This window comes from Bacillus sp. AK031 (assembly GCF_053903065.1).
On record NZ_CP096424.1, the window covers coordinates 3,732,488 to 3,749,333 of the forward strand.

The 16,846-nt window shown below is 39.1% G+C and carries 19 protein-coding genes; 3 read left to right on the forward strand and 16 right to left on the reverse strand.

Features of this window, described 5'->3' with window-relative positions; genetic code table 11:
* The first annotated feature begins 179 nt into the window (after positions 1–179).
* A complete protein-coding gene (locus M1E09_RS19045; protein WP_456272395.1) occupies positions 180–2,369 on the forward strand; it encodes a diguanylate cyclase in 2,190 nt (729 codons plus the stop codon).
* Between the two features lie 1,017 nt (positions 2,370–3,386).
* Here the strand turns inward: M1E09_RS19045 and M1E09_RS19050 are convergent.
* The 5 genes from M1E09_RS19050 to M1E09_RS19070 all read right to left on the reverse strand — a co-directional run bounded on the left by M1E09_RS19050 (position 3,387) and on the right by M1E09_RS19070 (position 6,486).
* A complete protein-coding gene (locus tag M1E09_RS19050; RefSeq protein WP_456272396.1) occupies positions 3,387–4,229 on the reverse strand; it encodes a tyrosine-type recombinase/integrase in 843 nt (280 codons plus the stop codon).
* A 218-nt stretch (positions 4,230–4,447) separates the two neighbouring features.
* Entirely contained in the window at positions 4,448–4,567 is a 120-nt protein-coding gene (locus M1E09_RS19055) for a Fe3+ hydroxamate ABC transporter substrate-binding protein (protein ID WP_456272397.1), read from the reverse strand.
* Between the two features lie 742 nt (positions 4,568–5,309).
* On the reverse strand, positions 5,310–5,801 hold the full coding sequence (locus M1E09_RS19060; RefSeq protein WP_456272398.1) for a hypothetical protein: 492 nt from the start codon (positions 5,799–5,801) through the stop codon (positions 5,310–5,312).
* A 142-nt stretch (positions 5,802–5,943) separates the two neighbouring features.
* Positions 5,944–6,288: a hypothetical protein gene (locus tag M1E09_RS19065; RefSeq protein ID WP_456272399.1), complete on the reverse strand. Its 345-nt coding sequence runs from the start codon at positions 6,286–6,288 to the stop codon at positions 5,944–5,946.
* A gap of 18 nt (positions 6,289–6,306) precedes the next feature.
* A complete protein-coding gene (locus M1E09_RS19070) occupies positions 6,307–6,486 on the reverse strand; it encodes a hypothetical protein (RefSeq protein ID WP_456272400.1) in 180 nt (59 codons plus the stop codon).
* A gap of 141 nt (positions 6,487–6,627) precedes the next feature.
* Here M1E09_RS19070 and M1E09_RS19075 point away from each other — a divergent pair, with 141 nt between their 5' ends.
* Positions 6,628–6,969, forward strand: a complete 342-nt coding sequence (locus tag M1E09_RS19075) for a hypothetical protein (RefSeq protein WP_456272401.1) — start codon at positions 6,628–6,630, stop codon at positions 6,967–6,969.
* Between the two features lie 176 nt (positions 6,970–7,145).
* Here M1E09_RS19075 and M1E09_RS19080 read toward each other — a convergent pair whose 3' ends face one another.
* The 3 genes from M1E09_RS19080 to aspA all read right to left on the reverse strand — a co-directional run bounded on the left by M1E09_RS19080 (position 7,146) and on the right by aspA (position 9,805).
* Positions 7,146–7,922, reverse strand: a complete 777-nt coding sequence (locus M1E09_RS19080; RefSeq protein WP_456272402.1) for a LysM peptidoglycan-binding domain-containing protein — start codon at positions 7,920–7,922, stop codon at positions 7,146–7,148.
* Positions 7,923–8,040: 118 nt separating this feature from the next.
* The gene (locus M1E09_RS19085; protein WP_456272403.1) at positions 8,041–8,226 is read right to left on the reverse strand and encodes a hypothetical protein; all 186 of its coding nucleotides are present in this window, start codon (positions 8,224–8,226) and stop codon (positions 8,041–8,043) included.
* Positions 8,227–8,374: 148 nt separating this feature from the next.
* Positions 8,375–9,805: an aspartate ammonia-lyase gene (aspA, locus tag M1E09_RS19090; protein WP_456272404.1), complete on the reverse strand. Its 1,431-nt coding sequence runs from the start codon at positions 9,803–9,805 to the stop codon at positions 8,375–8,377.
* 283 nt (positions 9,806–10,088) lie between these two features.
* On the opposite strand from aspA, the gene M1E09_RS19095 reads away from it, so the two are divergent.
* Positions 10,089–10,979 (forward strand): fructose bisphosphate aldolase, encoded by an 891-nt coding sequence (locus tag M1E09_RS19095; protein WP_456272405.1) that lies wholly within the window; start codon positions 10,089–10,091, stop codon positions 10,977–10,979.
* Positions 10,980–11,078: 99 nt separating this feature from the next.
* On the opposite strand, the gene M1E09_RS19100 is transcribed toward M1E09_RS19095, so the two are convergent.
* From M1E09_RS19100 to M1E09_RS19135, 8 genes are all read right to left on the reverse strand, one after another.
* Positions 11,079–11,921 carry a hypothetical protein gene (locus M1E09_RS19100; protein WP_456272406.1) on the reverse strand — a complete coding sequence of 281 codons (843 nt, stop codon included), beginning with the start codon at positions 11,919–11,921 and terminating at the stop codon, positions 11,079–11,081.
* A gap of 117 nt (positions 11,922–12,038) precedes the next feature.
* A complete protein-coding gene (locus tag M1E09_RS19105; RefSeq protein ID WP_456272407.1) occupies positions 12,039–12,266 on the reverse strand; it encodes a hypothetical protein in 228 nt (75 codons plus the stop codon).
* 116 nt (positions 12,267–12,382) lie between these two features.
* Positions 12,383–12,613: a PF20097 family protein gene (locus M1E09_RS19110; protein ID WP_456272408.1), complete on the reverse strand. Its 231-nt coding sequence runs from the start codon at positions 12,611–12,613 to the stop codon at positions 12,383–12,385.
* A 192-nt stretch (positions 12,614–12,805) separates the two neighbouring features.
* Positions 12,806–13,357, reverse strand: a complete 552-nt coding sequence (locus tag M1E09_RS19115; RefSeq protein ID WP_456272409.1) for a hypothetical protein — start codon at positions 13,355–13,357, stop codon at positions 12,806–12,808.
* 133 nt (positions 13,358–13,490) lie between these two features.
* The gene (locus M1E09_RS19120; RefSeq protein WP_456272410.1) at positions 13,491–14,162 is read right to left on the reverse strand and encodes a 5'-methylthioadenosine/S-adenosylhomocysteine nucleosidase family protein; all 672 of its coding nucleotides are present in this window, start codon (positions 14,160–14,162) and stop codon (positions 13,491–13,493) included.
* Positions 14,163–14,203: 41 nt separating this feature from the next.
* A complete protein-coding gene (locus M1E09_RS19125; RefSeq protein ID WP_456272411.1) occupies positions 14,204–15,211 on the reverse strand; it encodes a phosphotransferase family protein in 1,008 nt (335 codons plus the stop codon).
* 122 nt (positions 15,212–15,333) lie between these two features.
* Positions 15,334–16,329: an HAAS signaling domain-containing protein gene (locus tag M1E09_RS19130; protein WP_456272412.1), complete on the reverse strand. Its 996-nt coding sequence runs from the start codon at positions 16,327–16,329 to the stop codon at positions 15,334–15,336.
* Entirely contained in the window at positions 16,316–16,663 is a 348-nt protein-coding gene (locus M1E09_RS19135; RefSeq protein ID WP_456272413.1) for a PadR family transcriptional regulator, read from the reverse strand. Before M1E09_RS19135 ends, M1E09_RS19130 begins: the two co-directional genes overlap by 14 nt.
* Between the last annotated feature and the right edge of the window lie 183 nt (positions 16,664–16,846).

Sequence of the window (16,846 nt, forward strand, 5' to 3'; positions counted from 1 at the left end):
AGTGGCTGCAAGCAATGTTACAGCCACTCTTTATTTTGCGTTTTTCCATTAGCCCACCTATAAGAAACATCTTTTTAACTATAAAGACTCGGAATCCAGCTTCTTCCCTGTTTAACATTTTTTATGAAAATCCTATGCTATAATTGTACTATATGAAGGAACATTAGGAGCTTACCTATATGAACATACATAACATTAAGTATCTCATGATTTTCTCTTTTATTCTGTTGGCTACACTGATTGGTACAGCACCTGCATTCGCTGAATCTGATGCTGCAGTCATACCTTCAAGTTTCGAAGAATTAGATCTATCCAATAGATTAGAAGTCATTGTAGATCAAAATCAAATGAAAGATGAGCAAATTCTGGATCAGTTTAATGAGTTTGCACCTATATCAACCGTACCTGCATCAGGTGATATATCTGATGCAACCTATTGGTTGAAAGTAAATTTGGCTAACCCACATAAAAACCCAAGGGATCTCCTGCTTGAAATTAAGAAACCTCATCTAAGTTCAGTCACTTTGTATAGTGTGGAGAATGATCAACTCATCAAAGAAGAAACGATGGGATACCAACTTCCTTTTAACACCCGAAATTACAAACACCGCAATATGGTCTTTAAGCTTCATTTGCAACCTGCAGCATCTACTATCTATTTATTAAAAATTCAAACGGATAGTTTCTTTCAGGCCCCTGTGTCTCTTTGGGACCCGGTTGCATTTTCAGAAGCTAACTATTTAAAACAATCTTTCTTCGGCATTTTTTACGGCATAATGATTGCAATGATTATTTACAATAGCTTCTTATTCATCTCTCTTAAAGAAAAAAGTTATTTATACTACATATTATTCATTTCTGGTTTTACAATCATGCAGTCCATTTGGGATGGCTTTGCGTTTCAGTGGCTATGGGGAGATTTTCCTTGGTGGGCTCTGAGGTCAAATTCCTTTTTCATCTTATGGTCTTCATTTTTTGCTTTACAGTTTGCAAAGCATTTTCTTCAACTTAGAGAAATTGCTCCTTCACTGAATAGAATAGTTACGATATTCAATATTTTTTGTGGAGCGTCTTTATTCCTTCCGTTTTTCATTAATGTTGGCATAATGACAATGTTAAGCTCGGTTATTGCTACCATCTTCCTGGCACTGATTATTACCATTGCTTTAAAAGTCAGGCTCGCTACAAGAGAAGCAAAGTATTTCATCGCAGCATGGTCACTTCTATTTATAGGAGTTCTACTTAATTTATTAGCTGCTTACCAGCTTATCCCTTTATCAAACCTTACTTTATTCGCTCCAAAGATTGGAGCTGTAGTGGAAGTGTTAGTGCTATCATTAGGATTGGCTGATAAAATCAAAAGGATTACCAAAGAGAAGGAGCAGGAAACCAGGAGGTATTATATCCATACTCTACTCCAAAATTCATTTAAACAAATGTCTGCCTTGAAAGAGGTTAAGCCATTAACAGAAAGTGGTTTAAAGTGTTTAATGGATATAACGAATCTTGAGAAGGGGTTGTACCTTATAAAAGACGGTGAAGACTGGAAGGTTCTTTCAAAGGTTGGAAACATAGAGTTAACTAGTCCTGTGACAATTGAAAAAAGATACCTGGAGAGGATTTTTCACTTTCCAAATTGCCATGAAGCTGCAAACTTATTTGATATAAGTCATTTCACAGGTACTGCTATATCCATTCCAATCTCTTGTAAATCCCATACTGGCTTGTCCATTGTTGGAAGTGATAAAAAGGTTTCGGTAGAACCCTCAGTAATTGACAGCCTCCTCCCTTCTTTCATGGAACAGTTCGCAACATTGATAGAGAACATTCACAGCTATCAGACTCTTAAACACTCGGCAATGTTCGATCATTTAACCAATGTTTTTAACCGTAAATACTTTTTGGAGAATGCGACTGCGCTATATAGAAATGCAGCCAAAATGAATCAACCAGTGTCACTTCTCTTAATTGATATAGATTATTTCAAAAGAATAAATGATACATACGGACATTCAGCAGGAGACAAGGCGATTGCCTTTGTAGCAGACCAAATAGATGGTATGTTCAAGGAAAAGGGAATTGTTGGCCGGTATGGTGGAGAAGAGTTCATTGTGTTTTTACCAAATTGTGATAGAGATCATGCACTCGAGGCTGCAAATTTATTACTAGAGACATTTCGTTTTAAAGGCTTAAAAACAGAAGACGGCAACTCACTATTTTTGACGGTTAGTATCGGACTTTGCAGTGATGAGTCTCAAAACTATCATACTATTGATGAGATGATTCAACATGCAGATAAACATCTCTATCAAGCAAAGAACAATGGCAGAGATCAAGTTTCCATTTGTGAGATCAATCCTGTTCTATAACGATAAAGTTGAATTACGAATACCCCAAAGACAGAAATAAGTATTATTAACAGCAAGTGCAAAGGACAAAGAGATGCTTTACCGTGTGTTTGTTGGTGAAAAACATAGACTTCTTTCAAGGACTTCAGAACCTGAAAAAGAAAACCATCCTGTTCCCAACACTTGGAACGGGATGGTTTTTCTTTTTATAAGTGCCCCTTTCTTGAATAAAGGGGATTAGACTGTTCTGTAAAGTCCCTTTACTATCTTACGCTGTGAATTTAGGCCTTTTTGGGAAATAAGTAAGAATCCAAAATTAAGACGAGACCAAGCGTAAACCCTGCCCAAGTAATAATATTTATCGTACTATAAGATAAATCTTGAGCTATTCCCGTTACCGATAGTAATGTTCGTGTCATGGGAGTAAGTATGACTATTACAAATGCAAACCACTGGATAATGTTACGAATCCTTTTATCTTTATATTTAATCAGAAACATCCTTGCTAGAACTCATTCAATAATCCAAAATCCGAAAGTACAAGTTTTAGTTTGTTCAATTAACGCCCCAGATGGCTGAATAGTTGAGCATCAGATCCACCGTTCACCTTTTGCATTCTTAAAAAAATGAAATCAGGTTCTCTGCTAGTTGAGATTTATAAAGGGAAAAATTCCCCTTATTTAGCAAATTGTGCTGAAAACAGCTTAAATAGCGGGAGAAATTCCTCTTATTTGAATCAAAAATTGTAAAAATAGGTACCTTTGACTGAAATAGAGGTAAAAATTCCCCTTATTTTATCAAAAACTACTTCTAATCTGCATTTAACGGGAAAATTTCCCTTTATTTAAGCTAACAGCATTTTTAGCCAACTCGTGAGTTTCTTCAAGTAACCTGCCCGTTAACTTAATACCAATTATTTCAAAATCGAGCAGCTTACTCAAGGAAAACTTTCATTAGAAAGGGCTACCACGTTTTGGTTAAGCCCCCTATACAAGAAGAAAGAGCCTCATACCCAATGAGGGGCAAGGCTCCGATAATTCAAAAATATTTACAATAGAAGTCTTGGCGCAGCTTCCCACTTAGTTGTGCATAGATCTTTGTCGTCTCACTTTTCTCATGTCCCAAAAGGCTTTGAATCACTTCCAGAGGTGCACCGTTATTAATTAGGTGAGTGGCATAGCTATGTCTTAATTGATGCGGGTGAATGCTCTTCTTTATACCTGCTCGTTTAGAAACCCGTTTTATAATGTATCGAATCATATCAATACTCATTCGGTGTTTGGGTTTCCTCTCTGTTATGAAAAGGCAAACCTCTTGATCAACCCGTTCATCCAAGTAACGTTTCAACCAAAGGGAACAGCGAGTATTAAAATACACTTCCCTCTCTTTGTCTCCTTTTCCATGCACAATAACAGAGTTAGCTGAGAAGTTTATGTCTTCTCGGTTAAGCTTTACAATTTCGCCTATCCGGCAACCTGTCGAATAAAAAAATTCAAACAAGGCATTTTCCAACGAGCTCTCGCAAGCTTCTCTTAAGTGTTCGATTTCAAGATCAGTAAGGAACTTAGGGATTCTTTTTCCTATCTTCGGTTCTTTTAACTTAGCAGCTGGGTTGTACGGAAGATGTCCCTCATCATATATCCACTTAAAAAGAGATCGGATGCATCGGACACGATGCCCCAGGCTCGCCGGTTTTAAATGGTCTCCTGAATTGATCAGGTAACTCTTCAATTCATCGGTTGTGAAGTCCTTAATGCTGATATCACCAAAGTGCTTTAACAGAAGAGTGTATTGAAAACAATAAGCTTTCAGCGTTAACGGAGAATACCCTTCAATCTTCTTATCTAACTGATACTTTCCCCAGGCTTCGGATAGTCTCATCTCGTTATCATCTCCTACAAGGCTATCAACCAAGTAAACTTTGGTTCTAGTATGCCCAATTGGAAGATGGTTTATACAAAGCTATTAAAAAGGTGCTCCTTTTTGCAGGAACACATTAATGGCCATTGATCTTACATTAGCTCCCTCGTTCAACGAAGAGTGTAACGATATTATTCGAGGTCAAAACATTTCTCACAGATAAATTCACCTTCATTATTCTAGTAAGCTTTTATCTCGGTCATTCCCTTTTTCTCTGGATACCTCATCTGTATGTAGACTAAATCATTCCCTTTTATTTCTTTCCCGCAAATAGAACACTGGGGTGTAACTCCGAACATTGTATCCCTCCTCAAATCTAATATAGTAATTAGCAATACGATTAAAGATAATAAAAAGCTTCTAAAATTAACTAAAAAGCAGTACCACTTTATGAGAGGACATACTTATTTTCTTTACCTGCCCATTAGTGGAACGATTATCCCTTCCAAAAACTATTCCCAGTAATAAGCTCAAAAAATGCCTCTGCTCCTTCGTAAATTGGAATATACGCCCTTTCCACTTCTCCATCGTTTGAGTACCTAAATACCCAGATTGATTTGTCCCTCTGATGAATTAGAACCTCGTAATTATATTCTTCTAATTTAAATCTATAATCTGGACCTAAATAATCTGTTTGAGTGTCCGGGTTTTGTTTTCTCCAAGTCTCGTTATCGATAATTGTTTTGAGTAGCTCTACATCCTGTGGGTTCTTAAGTGTGTAAACCTCTTTCGTCCCTTGTTCCACACTAATTTATTGAATTTCATTTGTGTTATCGCAACCATATAAAACAATAAAAGTTATTAAAATGGATGCTAGAGATTTTATAGTGATAATCATTCCCCCTTCAATAAACCTAGATTAAATAATCGACTATAGTTATTAGACGAATTCATAATGAATACATCACACCTTCAGAGAAATTTTTTCTTCGATTAACCTCCCTTTAATGGAATAAGAACTATAGCCGGATCAATCAACTGTTCTGCCAGCAATCAAAGGACTGGAGCTTATCCTGCGAATACTTCGGCTTAACAGAAAGTCTAAAATTTCACTTCTTTAAGCAATTCTTCTGTACCATCCGTTAATATCACTTTAATTTCTTCGTTGTCACTTTCACTTAAATGATACCAAACCCGTTCTATGCTGCCTTCCACTTCAATTATATTAGCTTCAGCATCGCCAACATAAACTTTATCATGTGCTGGCTCCGTTAAGGTTCCACACCAAATATATGGCTTATCTCCTAAATAAGCTGACCACTCATCATAACAAGCAGCGGCTTTATCCAATACCCATCCATTGTTTCCTTTGCTGAAATAACCAATAATTAGTTGTTCGTTGTTATGCTCGTCACCTTCAATGTACGTATTAAAAAGAATTACATTGTCCTTCTCCACTTTCTTAATCAAGTTGTAATCATCAACATCTTCAAGCCGGTTCATTTCTTTATAAAATGCCTCTTCCATCGTCTTAGGATCATTACACCCTATAAGCAGTGCGACTAACACAAGTATACCTACTGCTTTTAGCAAATCCTCACCCCTTACTATATTAAACCCCCAAAAAAGCGATACAAAATGCTCTGCAAATTGTACCGCAAATTACCTTGAAATTTATTGGTTTCTCCCTCTCAACCGAACGGGTTATTTTTAAGACAGCCAAGGGGGTTCTTCACTATGTATACTGCAAAGCAGTAAGCAAATTCAATTCACCTAAAAATGACGACAGTTCGTCAGCTGACTGGAACTTAAAAGAATAGCCATAAGCAATCGGAGTTTCCCCGGTATTCTTCCTTTTAGGATAGTTCTTCAATGCCGTGCTGTGGGTCAGCCCCTTTGCCATGTTTCTCAGCAAAATGGAATTCTCGACAGTCGAAGGGTTCAATGCCAAAGAAATTTCCTTATAAGGCAGCAAATACACCAATTCCTTTGTATGCGGGTTTTCAAATTCAACCGCTTTGGCCGTTTCATGTTTCACGACGAAATTATGTAGTTTAAAAACTTCAATTAACTCTTCCATGGAATCATCTCCTCAACTCTAATTTTTTTGCTTGCAGTTTTCACAACGAACCTCTTCTGCAAGCTTAGCTAAAGACACATCCAGCATCCCATATGGCATTTTACTCGATCCGGGCATTTTTAAGACAATGGCTATTTCTTCATCTTTCTCGATTGGTTTACTGCAAATAGAACACTTTAATTCCTTTTTCTTAAACAATCCAATCAACCCCTTGTTTCAGTCTCTGGTAAACCACCGCTCTTCCCATAAATAACCGTCCGTGTCCAAAACAATTGGGGACATAAATAGTATTTATGCATAGGCTATTACGCAAGCATTTTTTTAGGAGGCTAACATAATATGTTTAACCCTTTTACAACACAGAAATTTAACGGTGCCTATCAACCGTATCCAAGTTCACCTTATCACGGAGGCCAATTCTTTAATGGAAACCAAGGCAGTTTCTACCCGGGATATCCTAATTTCGAAGGACCCCTTCCCGGACCAGGCAACGGGCAGCAGTACCCGGGGTATCCTAACTTCGAAGGACCTCTGCCAGGACCGGGCAACGGACAGCAATATCCGGGGTATCCTAACTTCGAAGGACCTCTTCCGGGACCGGGCAACGGGCAGCAGTACCCGGGGTATCCCAACTTCGAAGGGCCTCTGCCTGGACCGAATAACAGAGGTTTTTATAAGTAATATTTAAAATAGAAGGATGTGGAGGTTCTAAGCATGAACCTCCTCAGTACGTCTACACGAGCCAAACACTATCTATATGTATATGATTATACCAAATAAACCCATATACCCATAAGCGAGATACTAGATACTAAAATGGCACGCTATTCAATAGCGTGCCATTCTAATCTATTAAATTACTGTACTCTCACTTCTGATCCAATTTGCAGAGTATAAGGGTCAATGCCAGGGTTCAGGTCATAAAGTTCATCAAGAGTCAGTCCTTCATGAAGATTGGCGATGCTGATCAGCGTTTCGCCAGGTTCCACTGTGTGATATTGTTCAACAGAACTGTCGTTATCTCCATTACCAGGACTTACTCTCACCTCTGAACCGATTTGCAGGCTGCGCGCGTCAATTCCAGGGTTCCAATCATACAAGTCATCGAGTGTCACATTCTCATGAAGGTTCGCAATGCTAATCAGTGTTTCACCCGGTTGAATTGTATGGAACACCTCTGTACTATTGTTATCGTCTGATCCGTCAGAAGGATTGTCAGCAGAGCCGTCAGCAGGACTCACTCGTACTTCAGACCCAATTTGCAGGCTGCGCGGATCAATGTCCGGATTCCAATTATATAAGTCATCTAATGTTACGTTCTTATGAAGGTTCGCGATTGAAATTAGCGTTTCACCCGGTTCTACTGTGTGAAATTCTTCCTCTGCCCGGTCACCCGTGTAATCGGAACTGTTGCTGACTACCAGTTCAGTGCCGATCGACAGGCTCATCGCATCAACGCCAGGGTTCCAATTCTTCAGATCTTCAACAGATACCCCTTCATGATTCTGGGCAATGCCCCACAACGTGTCACCAGCATCTACCGTTACCGTATTTCCATTAGCCGATGCACTTCCTGCTCCGAAAACCATTCCTGCAGCTAAGGCAGGTGCTAAAATTTTAGTAGATTTCTTCATAAAACTTAACTCCTCCTTTAAAAGTGCTTTCATTAGTCTGTACCATGTAATCGTTCCGGTTAAACGAAAAATATGAAAGAATCCCTAAAGAATCTCTAAAGAATATAGATCGATTTCCCTACATATCATGTCTTCCGGCTTTCCTCTGAGCGGAGAAAAAACCAGAGAAAAATGCAGCGAACGCCACGGCAATCAATGCCCACGTTAAATCATCAGTAGGAATGATCAGGCTTGCTAAAAATGTAAAAACAACGGCAATAATGACACTGATGACAGCAGCCTTGATGCCATTCGCCCAATTCATCCTAACACCTCCCTTATTACTACCATAACCTCCAGTAAATCTATTAAACGAAGAGACAGATATAAAAGGGTTTAACAGCTTTAGAAAAACAAACGGCACTTAAGAGAACAAAAAAAGCGGAGCTGAAAGCCGCTCCACTTTTTTCCTATTATTCTCTATCAAATAATGAAGCCCCAGCAATTCCCGGCTCAGTCATTTCATAAGGATTCAGAATCAAATCAAGCTCTTCTTCCGTCAGTACATCATACTTCAGGCAAAGCTCCCTGATCGGCTGGCCGTTTACAATCGCTTCCCTTGCAATTCTTGAAGCGACTTCATAGCCGATATGCGGATTGACCGCCGTGATGATTCCGACACTCTTCTCTACATATGCTTTCATTCTCTCTTCGTTTGCTTCGATCCCTTTTACACAGTACTCCGTGAAAGAATCAAAAGCATTGTTCATGATGCTGATGGATTGAAGCAGATTGAAAATCAGCACTGGCTCCATGACGTTCAAATCAAACTGCCCTGCTTCCGACGCCAGCGAGATCGTCTGGTCGTTTCCGATCACCTGGAAGGACACCTGGTTGATCAGTTCCGGCATAACAGGATTTACTTTTCCAGGCATGATGGAAGAGCCCGGTTGTCTTGCCGGAAGAGAAATCTCGCCAAGACCTGCTCTTGGACCAGAAGCCATCAAACGAAGATCATTGGCAATCTTGGACATGTTGATCATACAGATTTTCAGGCTGCTGGAAACTTCTGTGTAAGAATCCGTGTTTTGCGTAGCGTCCACAAGATGTTCTGCACCTTTGAACGGCAGGCCGCTGATTTCTGCAAGATAAGGAACGACAAGTTTGATATACTTTGGAAACGCATTAAGGCCTGTTCCTACTGCAGTTGCTCCCATGTTCAACTCATAGAGATGCTCTCTTGTCTGCTTGATACGCTTGATATCCCTTGCAATCACTCTGCTGTAAGCTTCGAATTCCTGGCCAAGCCTGATCGGCACAGCATCCTGCAGATGAGTGCGTCCCATCTTGATGACATGGCTGAATTCCTGCGCTTTCGCACTGAATGCCTCGTGCATACGCTCCATTGTGGAGATCAACTGCTCAAGCATATTTAGAATTGCAATATGCATACTTGTCGGGAACGCATCATTCGTCGATTGGGACATATTAACGTGGCTGTTCGGGCTGCAATGACTGTAAGCACCCTTCTCTTTTCCCATCATCTCAAGAGCACGGTTCGCCAGGATTTCATTGATGTTCATGTTGAACGAAGTACCAGCGCCTCCCTGGATCGGATCAACAAGGACCTGATCATGCATTTTCCCTTCAATCATTTCATCCGCCGCTTTCATGATGGCTTCCCCAATACCCTCATAAAGCCGGCCGACATCAGTATTTGCTTTGGCAGCAGCTTTTTTCACCATCGCCATCGCCTTGATCAATTCCGGATGAATTTTGTAGCCCGTGATTGGAAAGTTCTCTACCGCACGAAGCGTCTGGATTCCATAATAAGCGTTCTCAGGTACTTCCTTTGCTCCCAGGAAGTCTTTCTCAATTCGGTTGTAGTTCATTGTGACTGACATTTGCTGCATCCCCTTTGGTTGTTTTCTCTATTTTTATGAATAATTTATACTATTAATTTTTCCTACTCTATATTAGCATGAGACCGACTGCTTCTCTACCCTGAATTCGTACAATCCTTCATATAAATGGGCAGGAATGAGAAAAACTTAATTCGTCTATCTAGCGGGTCTTTTTATCGTGGCCTGCTTCGATTCCTTCATAGTCATGTTATCTCCAACAAAAAAAGGGAATTAGTATAAAGATGGATTATAACAGAGTATTAAACGAAAAGGAGTGGAATGTATGAATCAGAGTCAATTGGACCGTATGAAGAATGGCAAAGGGTTTATAGCAGCACTGGATCAAAGCGGAGGCAGTACACCTAAGGCACTGGCTGCTTATGGTGTGACGGAGGATTCCTATTCAAACGAAGATGAAATGTTTGATAAGGTCCACGAGATGCGCACAAGGATTATGACGTCTCCAGCTTTCAGTTCAGATCATATCCTTGGAGTGATCCTTTTCGAACAGACAATGGACAGTACAGTAGAAGGAAAATATACAGCGGATTATCTGGCTGACCATAATATTGTCCCGTTTCTGAAAGTGGATAAGGGACTGGCTGAACAAGAATACGGGGTACAGCTGATGAAGCCGAATCCGGATCTTGATGAAACGCTTCGCCGTGCCAAAGAACGAAATATCTTCGGTACCAAAATGCGTTCGGTCATCCATGAACCGAATGAATCAGGAATCAAGTCAGTCGTGGATCAGCAATTCGAAATCGGCAAAAGAATCATAGCGTCCGATTTCGTACCCATCATCGAAGCGGAAGTGAATATCCATAGCAAGGACAAGGAAAAATGTGAAGAAATCTTGCGTGCTGAAATCGTAGAACATCTCAATGGTTTGTCCGAGAATGAAAACGTGATGCTGAAGCTCACGATCCCGACAAAAGCTAATGCCTACAAGGAACTGGTGGAGCATCCTCGCGTCGTCCGGGTTGTTGCCCTATCAGGCGGATACTCCCGGGATGAAGCCAACGAGAGATTGAAAGAAAATGACGGAATGATTGCAAGCTTCTCCCGTGCGCTTGCCGAAGAATTGAGAGTTGATCAATCATCTGAAGAATTTGATCAATCCATGCGAGATGCCATCGAATCGATTTATGATGCTTCTGTTAATAAGAAATAGTTCGTCCACTGCTTCGGATGGAGTGTAAAAATATGAGGCGCTGCAGCTTTATAGCAGTGCCTCTATTTAATGTGTTCTTATTTTAACGGCCCCGTTAGCTTAATAAGATTTTCCTTTTTCCAGCTTATCACTTAACCGTTCAAAGTTTTTTACTGCATCAGGTAATGATAATTGCTTTGCTAATGTAGTTCCTTTCTGTATAGAATTCTTAGCCTTTTCAAATAAATTTGCCTTTATTTGAGCATCTGCAAGAGTATACCAATAGAACCACGCATCCATTTTTGATATTTTATCGTTATAAAACTTTTCAATTGCAGGATAGTAACTAGAGTATAGTTCTTTATCTAGAACTAATTTTTTTCCATTCCATTTTAGAACATCTACAAAATAGGTATCTGCAATATACCGTTGCCAAACGGCTAATCCAACTTTCTCATCACTTAATAGGTCCATCATATGATACGGAACTTCTGCTATCATCCTTAAAGAATTATTCTCCCATTTAATAATCTCTAGTTTATTTCCTGCTGAAGCACCAATTGTGACACCAAAAAGATACTCTTTAATACCATCACCTGTTATATCAGCAACACTTGAAAAATTTAATCCTACCCCCTGTGTTTGGGTCTCCCAAGTCTTTTCCCATCTATGTTTTTCTTTTCTTAATATTATTACGCCATATTGTGAGGGACTAGGTTGTTCTTTTGCCTTTATTTCAAAAGTAATAACAATCTCTTCTTGTCCATCTTCGTTAAAGTCATAAAACTGATATGGTTTAGTTGATTTAGGTTCTTCAGGACTTACCAGTACTGAGTTTGGCGGTACAAACTCAGTGATAATTTTCATTAGGTCCTTGTTTGATTTTTCTTCAGCGTATACAAAGATTGGGGAAAGGTTTGAAATGATTGTTGCCAATATGGTAAATAATAAAATCTTTTTCATCAATAATCCCCTTTATTGGGCTAATATTAGAGATTATTGTTTCCTTAATTTACTCTGAATATCAATATTCTTTGTTCAACTATCCTCCCGTTACTTGAGCAGAGCGCGGCTGCTTGTTCAGCAAACGCCACCGTCAGTTGTAGGTTTCTCCTCATCTATGACTACACTATAAGAAATGTTTAGTTTATCCCAAAGCCAAGCTTGGAAAATACTATCAATTTTCACCTTTAATTCTTTTTCATCCGTATCGGCATCAATACCCATCTCTTCAAGAGTAAATGTTTCTGTCGCCTCAGTACTTTCATAACTTGAACTGCTAAAAGAAAAAGTGACAGTCTTCCTCATGTGTTTCCTCCTAATATTAAATCTCTATTCATACATATTTTTTCTCTTTGAACAAAGGACGTCTGCTTGTTCAGCAAACGCCCCTTTCGTTAGATAAGTTAGGTTCAAAACCACTGCTATTTTATATTGTTACTTCCCTTGTGTTGGAACATAACTAAATTACACTCTTCACACCTTGATGCTGGAGTTTTTTTGACTTTTAACACGGCATCGCCTATTAATATTTCACTTCCAAAATCAGCAAAGATTGAATCAGGAGAGTCTGACCAGCAAATTCTTCGAGGAGAGAAAATGTATCCATTCTTCATCTGGTTACCACATCCAGGACACCTTACAACATCGTCCATTGTTAGCTACACCACCTTCTTCTTCATGTTTCTTATATAGTAAACTACCACTATTCTTGAATAATCCACAGGGCTACTGCTTGTTCCGTAAACGTTGCTCTTTAGTTTCAAGGAGAGTTGTTTAGCATAAAGAATGCTCAGTCCAAAATTGAACTGAGCCTGTTTTTTATCTTCACCAAATTTCAGTTCTTCTTATTCTAAGGCATTTTTAAGCTTTTCATATTGGCCCTTATGATATTGAATGCCGGTGATCACACCTTCTTCATCTGTTTGTATATTACCGTTAATTGTAACTGTGCCACTTTCATTACTTTCCTTATTCGTATAGGATACTTCGGCAGCAAAGGTATAATAATCCTCGTTTTCTTCAAGTGAGATTTCTTCTGTTGCTAAAAGATAATCGGGGTGAGCAACAGTCAAGAATTGAACAGCACCATTGGAATTGATAAAATCCTCTAGAAGACTTTCGCTCATATAAGGCTGGAAATTAGCTTGATAGTACTCATAAATTTTCTCGCTTCTTGTTTCCAAATCTTCAACTTTTCCGAAAAAAATCTCCTCATACTCCTCGCTAGGTCCAGTAAACACATTTTCTAAGAAAGCTTCAATGTTTTGTTCAGCAGGACTTTCGGCTTCGGCCTCTTCTGAGTTACCCTCTGCGGTTTCGGAGTTTGTGCAACCAGAAGCTAAAACTAGGACGCCCAATAATATAAAGGGCTGAAGGTAGTTCTTGATTTTACTCATTTAGTACCACCCTTTCAATTATCCTTATACCCTATATACGAGACAGGATTATGATAAGTTTCAAAATTCCCACAATTATGTAAATTAAATGGCTTCATCCGCCTCCATACTATTCGGTCAACTTCAAATGTACTTAAATAAATCTCTTTAAATATTCGCCAAATATTTTGTTCATCACTTTGGGGGTGTTTTCTAAATAAACATTGATTTGCTCAGTGTTCGATTCGAATCCATCGGAGTTACTTTCTTCTGTTGGAAAATCAGATATTCCTTTTATAATAATGCACTCAACCTCATTCTTCTTACAGATATACGCAATGGCACTTGCTTCTGTATCGGCTATTGTTATTTCGTTTTCTATAAGTTCTAAATAGTCCTTCCACATAACGACTGCTTTATCAGCGGTGCCGATGGTTCCGGTATGAAAATCATCCCCATATTTTGATAGATCAATATCAACAATGAAGGATTGCTTGATAAAAGGCTCAATTTCTTTTACGGTGCAATCATATTGAACGGCTTTATCGGGTACAAAAATATCCAAATTACTGAACTTATCATCTATTCCTGCACATGTTCCAGCAACGATCACTTTCGTTAAATTAAACTTGGAAATCATATACTGATTACCGCCAACACCATTTACTTTTCTTACACCGGTACTGTAAAAAATAAGCTCCGTATCATTCATTGTTCTCATGAAATACTCACCATAAGGATAACCGAAACGTTCGTTATCTTTTATGCTGAAGTATTCCAATGTCGCTTCATATTCCCACTTCGTCGCTATACTTATTCCGATCATTGGCTTATCCCCCCGCCTACTTCTTGCAAATGTAGGTTTTTCTATTTAATCGTTTCTTGAACCGTATAATATAATTCCCACTCCACCATCGTCTTGCTAAGAAGTTCTTTAATATCACGCAGACGAATATCTCCACAATCCTTTTTATTGGCAAGATCCAATAAAGCAATGATGTCCAATAATTTTGCTTTTTGCAGCCATTTTTGCGGCAAATCTCCTCCGTTATCAAGATAGCTTAGTATAAAGGGTCTTATAAAGGAAGACTCTTGTATTTTCTCATACCGAAGCATATTCCCTATATCAATCAATGGCGAATGGCTGAAAGAAAACTCCCAGTCCAAAATGCCTGTTACGTTTACACGGTTTCCCTCTTTTTGAATCAATATATTCAAAGGATTGAAATCGCTATGTACTAAAGAAGATTGGTTTCCTATATCTTCTATTAAATGCGCTTGGTCATTTGTAAACTTCGTAATACTGCGGACCATCTCCGGCCCTAGATTTTCCGTCACTGACCCTCCATTGACCATTTCATCTATAAGGCTCTTGAAGGATTCCGAACCTGATAATTCAAACTTTTGGATATTGAGGTGTTCGTCAAAGAAACCTGATGAGGTAAACTGAATGGAATGCATCTTGGCTAAATATCTGCCTGCTTCATACCCAGCGTTTGATAGTGATACTTCATCCCCAGTTAAAAACAGTTCTGATAACTGAAAACCTTCCACCCAACTCAATAGTAAAAATGGGTAGTTAAATTGAGCCAGCGAAAAGTCATGATAAAGGACTTGAGGTACTGGCAGGGTGTTTTCAACAAGATCCAGAACCTTCATTTCGACTTTCGCTTTTAATCCAGACTCATTGTATATACGCAAAACAAACGTCTCTTTATTTTCGAGGATAATCTTCAAATTCGAATTACTAAGTCCGCCGCCAAGAATCTCTATTTTCGCTATCTTTCTTCCATTTAAAAAATCTTGTAACATATGAGTTATTGTTTGATCGTCCGGACTAATAAGCGGTTTGTTTCTTTCCCATCCTGTTTTCAATGATGATCACTCCCCGTTCAATGGTTAATTCTTTATCATTGCCTTTTTAGAACATGTATTGGATCCTGCTATTTAAGAAAAAAAGCGCGATGAGTAACTAACGCGCTCCTTTCTGCCTTATCCTAGACTCTAGCCTTGCGGAATACCTCATATACATTGATTGCAGCACTTACAACAAACGCGATGATCACCCCGCTGATAATCCATGTTTCAATCTGCTTGGCAGTTGTGGAAAATAAATCACTCATATACACAAGAAAATCTTGGTTGAATAAAGAAGGATTCATCAATATGACCATAAAAACAATGGTTGAAAGAAGTTCGAAAACGGCATTAAAGACCGCCATTCGTTTCATCCATTGCCCTACGATCAATTTATAAAGAGCAAATCCCACTTCCAGAGCAATGACTGCGACTACGATCGGCCAATATCCCAGTAAAATATCCTGATTTAAAGCGGGAATCACAAATTGGAGTCCCTCTCCACCGCCTTCATATACACCAACCAGGTGATTCGCATAGAAATAAAGGGTCGCCCAAATAGCTGTCCACATGAAACTCCCAAATACATCAAACTTGCTGATTGCTTTTTTCTTAGGAATATAAGGGATGTTTTTCAAATCGTCAGGGGTCCATTTTGTCAGGCTTGCTGATAATGGCTGCTGATCCTTTTCTTTATCCATTCTTTCTAAGATGGCAAATACGAGGGTCAACCAGAAGAAGACGTGGATCCCTACTTCGATGACGTTCCAAATTCCTTTACCCATAATGGTCAGAACCACATTCATTATGGCTTCATTACCGCTATAGCCAATAAAATATTCGGCAACCATTGAAATCACGGCAATCACAGCGGCTATCGGCAAAATCATTTTTAATAAAGACACATACACATCAAAGTAGCGCGGACCAATGAGATGCATCGGCTGATCACGGTAACCATTCGCCAATGCCGCCGGGTTTCCCAGCTTTTCAAGGACCGATTTAACATCTTTCTCGTTATAATCTTCAGGCAGCGTATCCTCAATGGTCGAACGCAGCTCAAGCGCTATATCCGCTCGGCTTTTTTCCGGAAGCCTGCGGGTGACTTCCTGAATGTAAACCTCAATCAGCTTCATCTTCATCATCCCCTTTTAATAAACCATAAAGTTCTTTCGAATTTTTTATCCATTCCTTTTTCAACTGCAAAAACACTTCCAGCCCATATTCGCTTAGTACATAATATTTACGCGGCCGGCTCTCAGATTTATCCCAACTGCTCGTTACTAACTCCTGTTTCTCTAAACGGCGAAGCAATGGATATAAGGTACTTTGATCGATGGTGATACTCGATTGTTCCAATAACTGTACGAGTGAATATCCATACTGAGGCGATCTCAATTGACTCAAAACCGCCAACGTCAGCGTTCCTCTCCTTAGCTCTGTCGTCAATGAATTCATTAAATTACTCATTTATCCACCTCAACTTTATACACTATATGTCATACACTATATGGTTTATACTATGTATCATACACTATTGCGGTTACACTAACAACAGACTCTTTTGATTTAACAGGGGATGGTATTGGTTTTTCAAAACAAAAAAGCCCAATTTCCCAAGTATAAATTGAGAAATCAGGCATCATGTTAAAG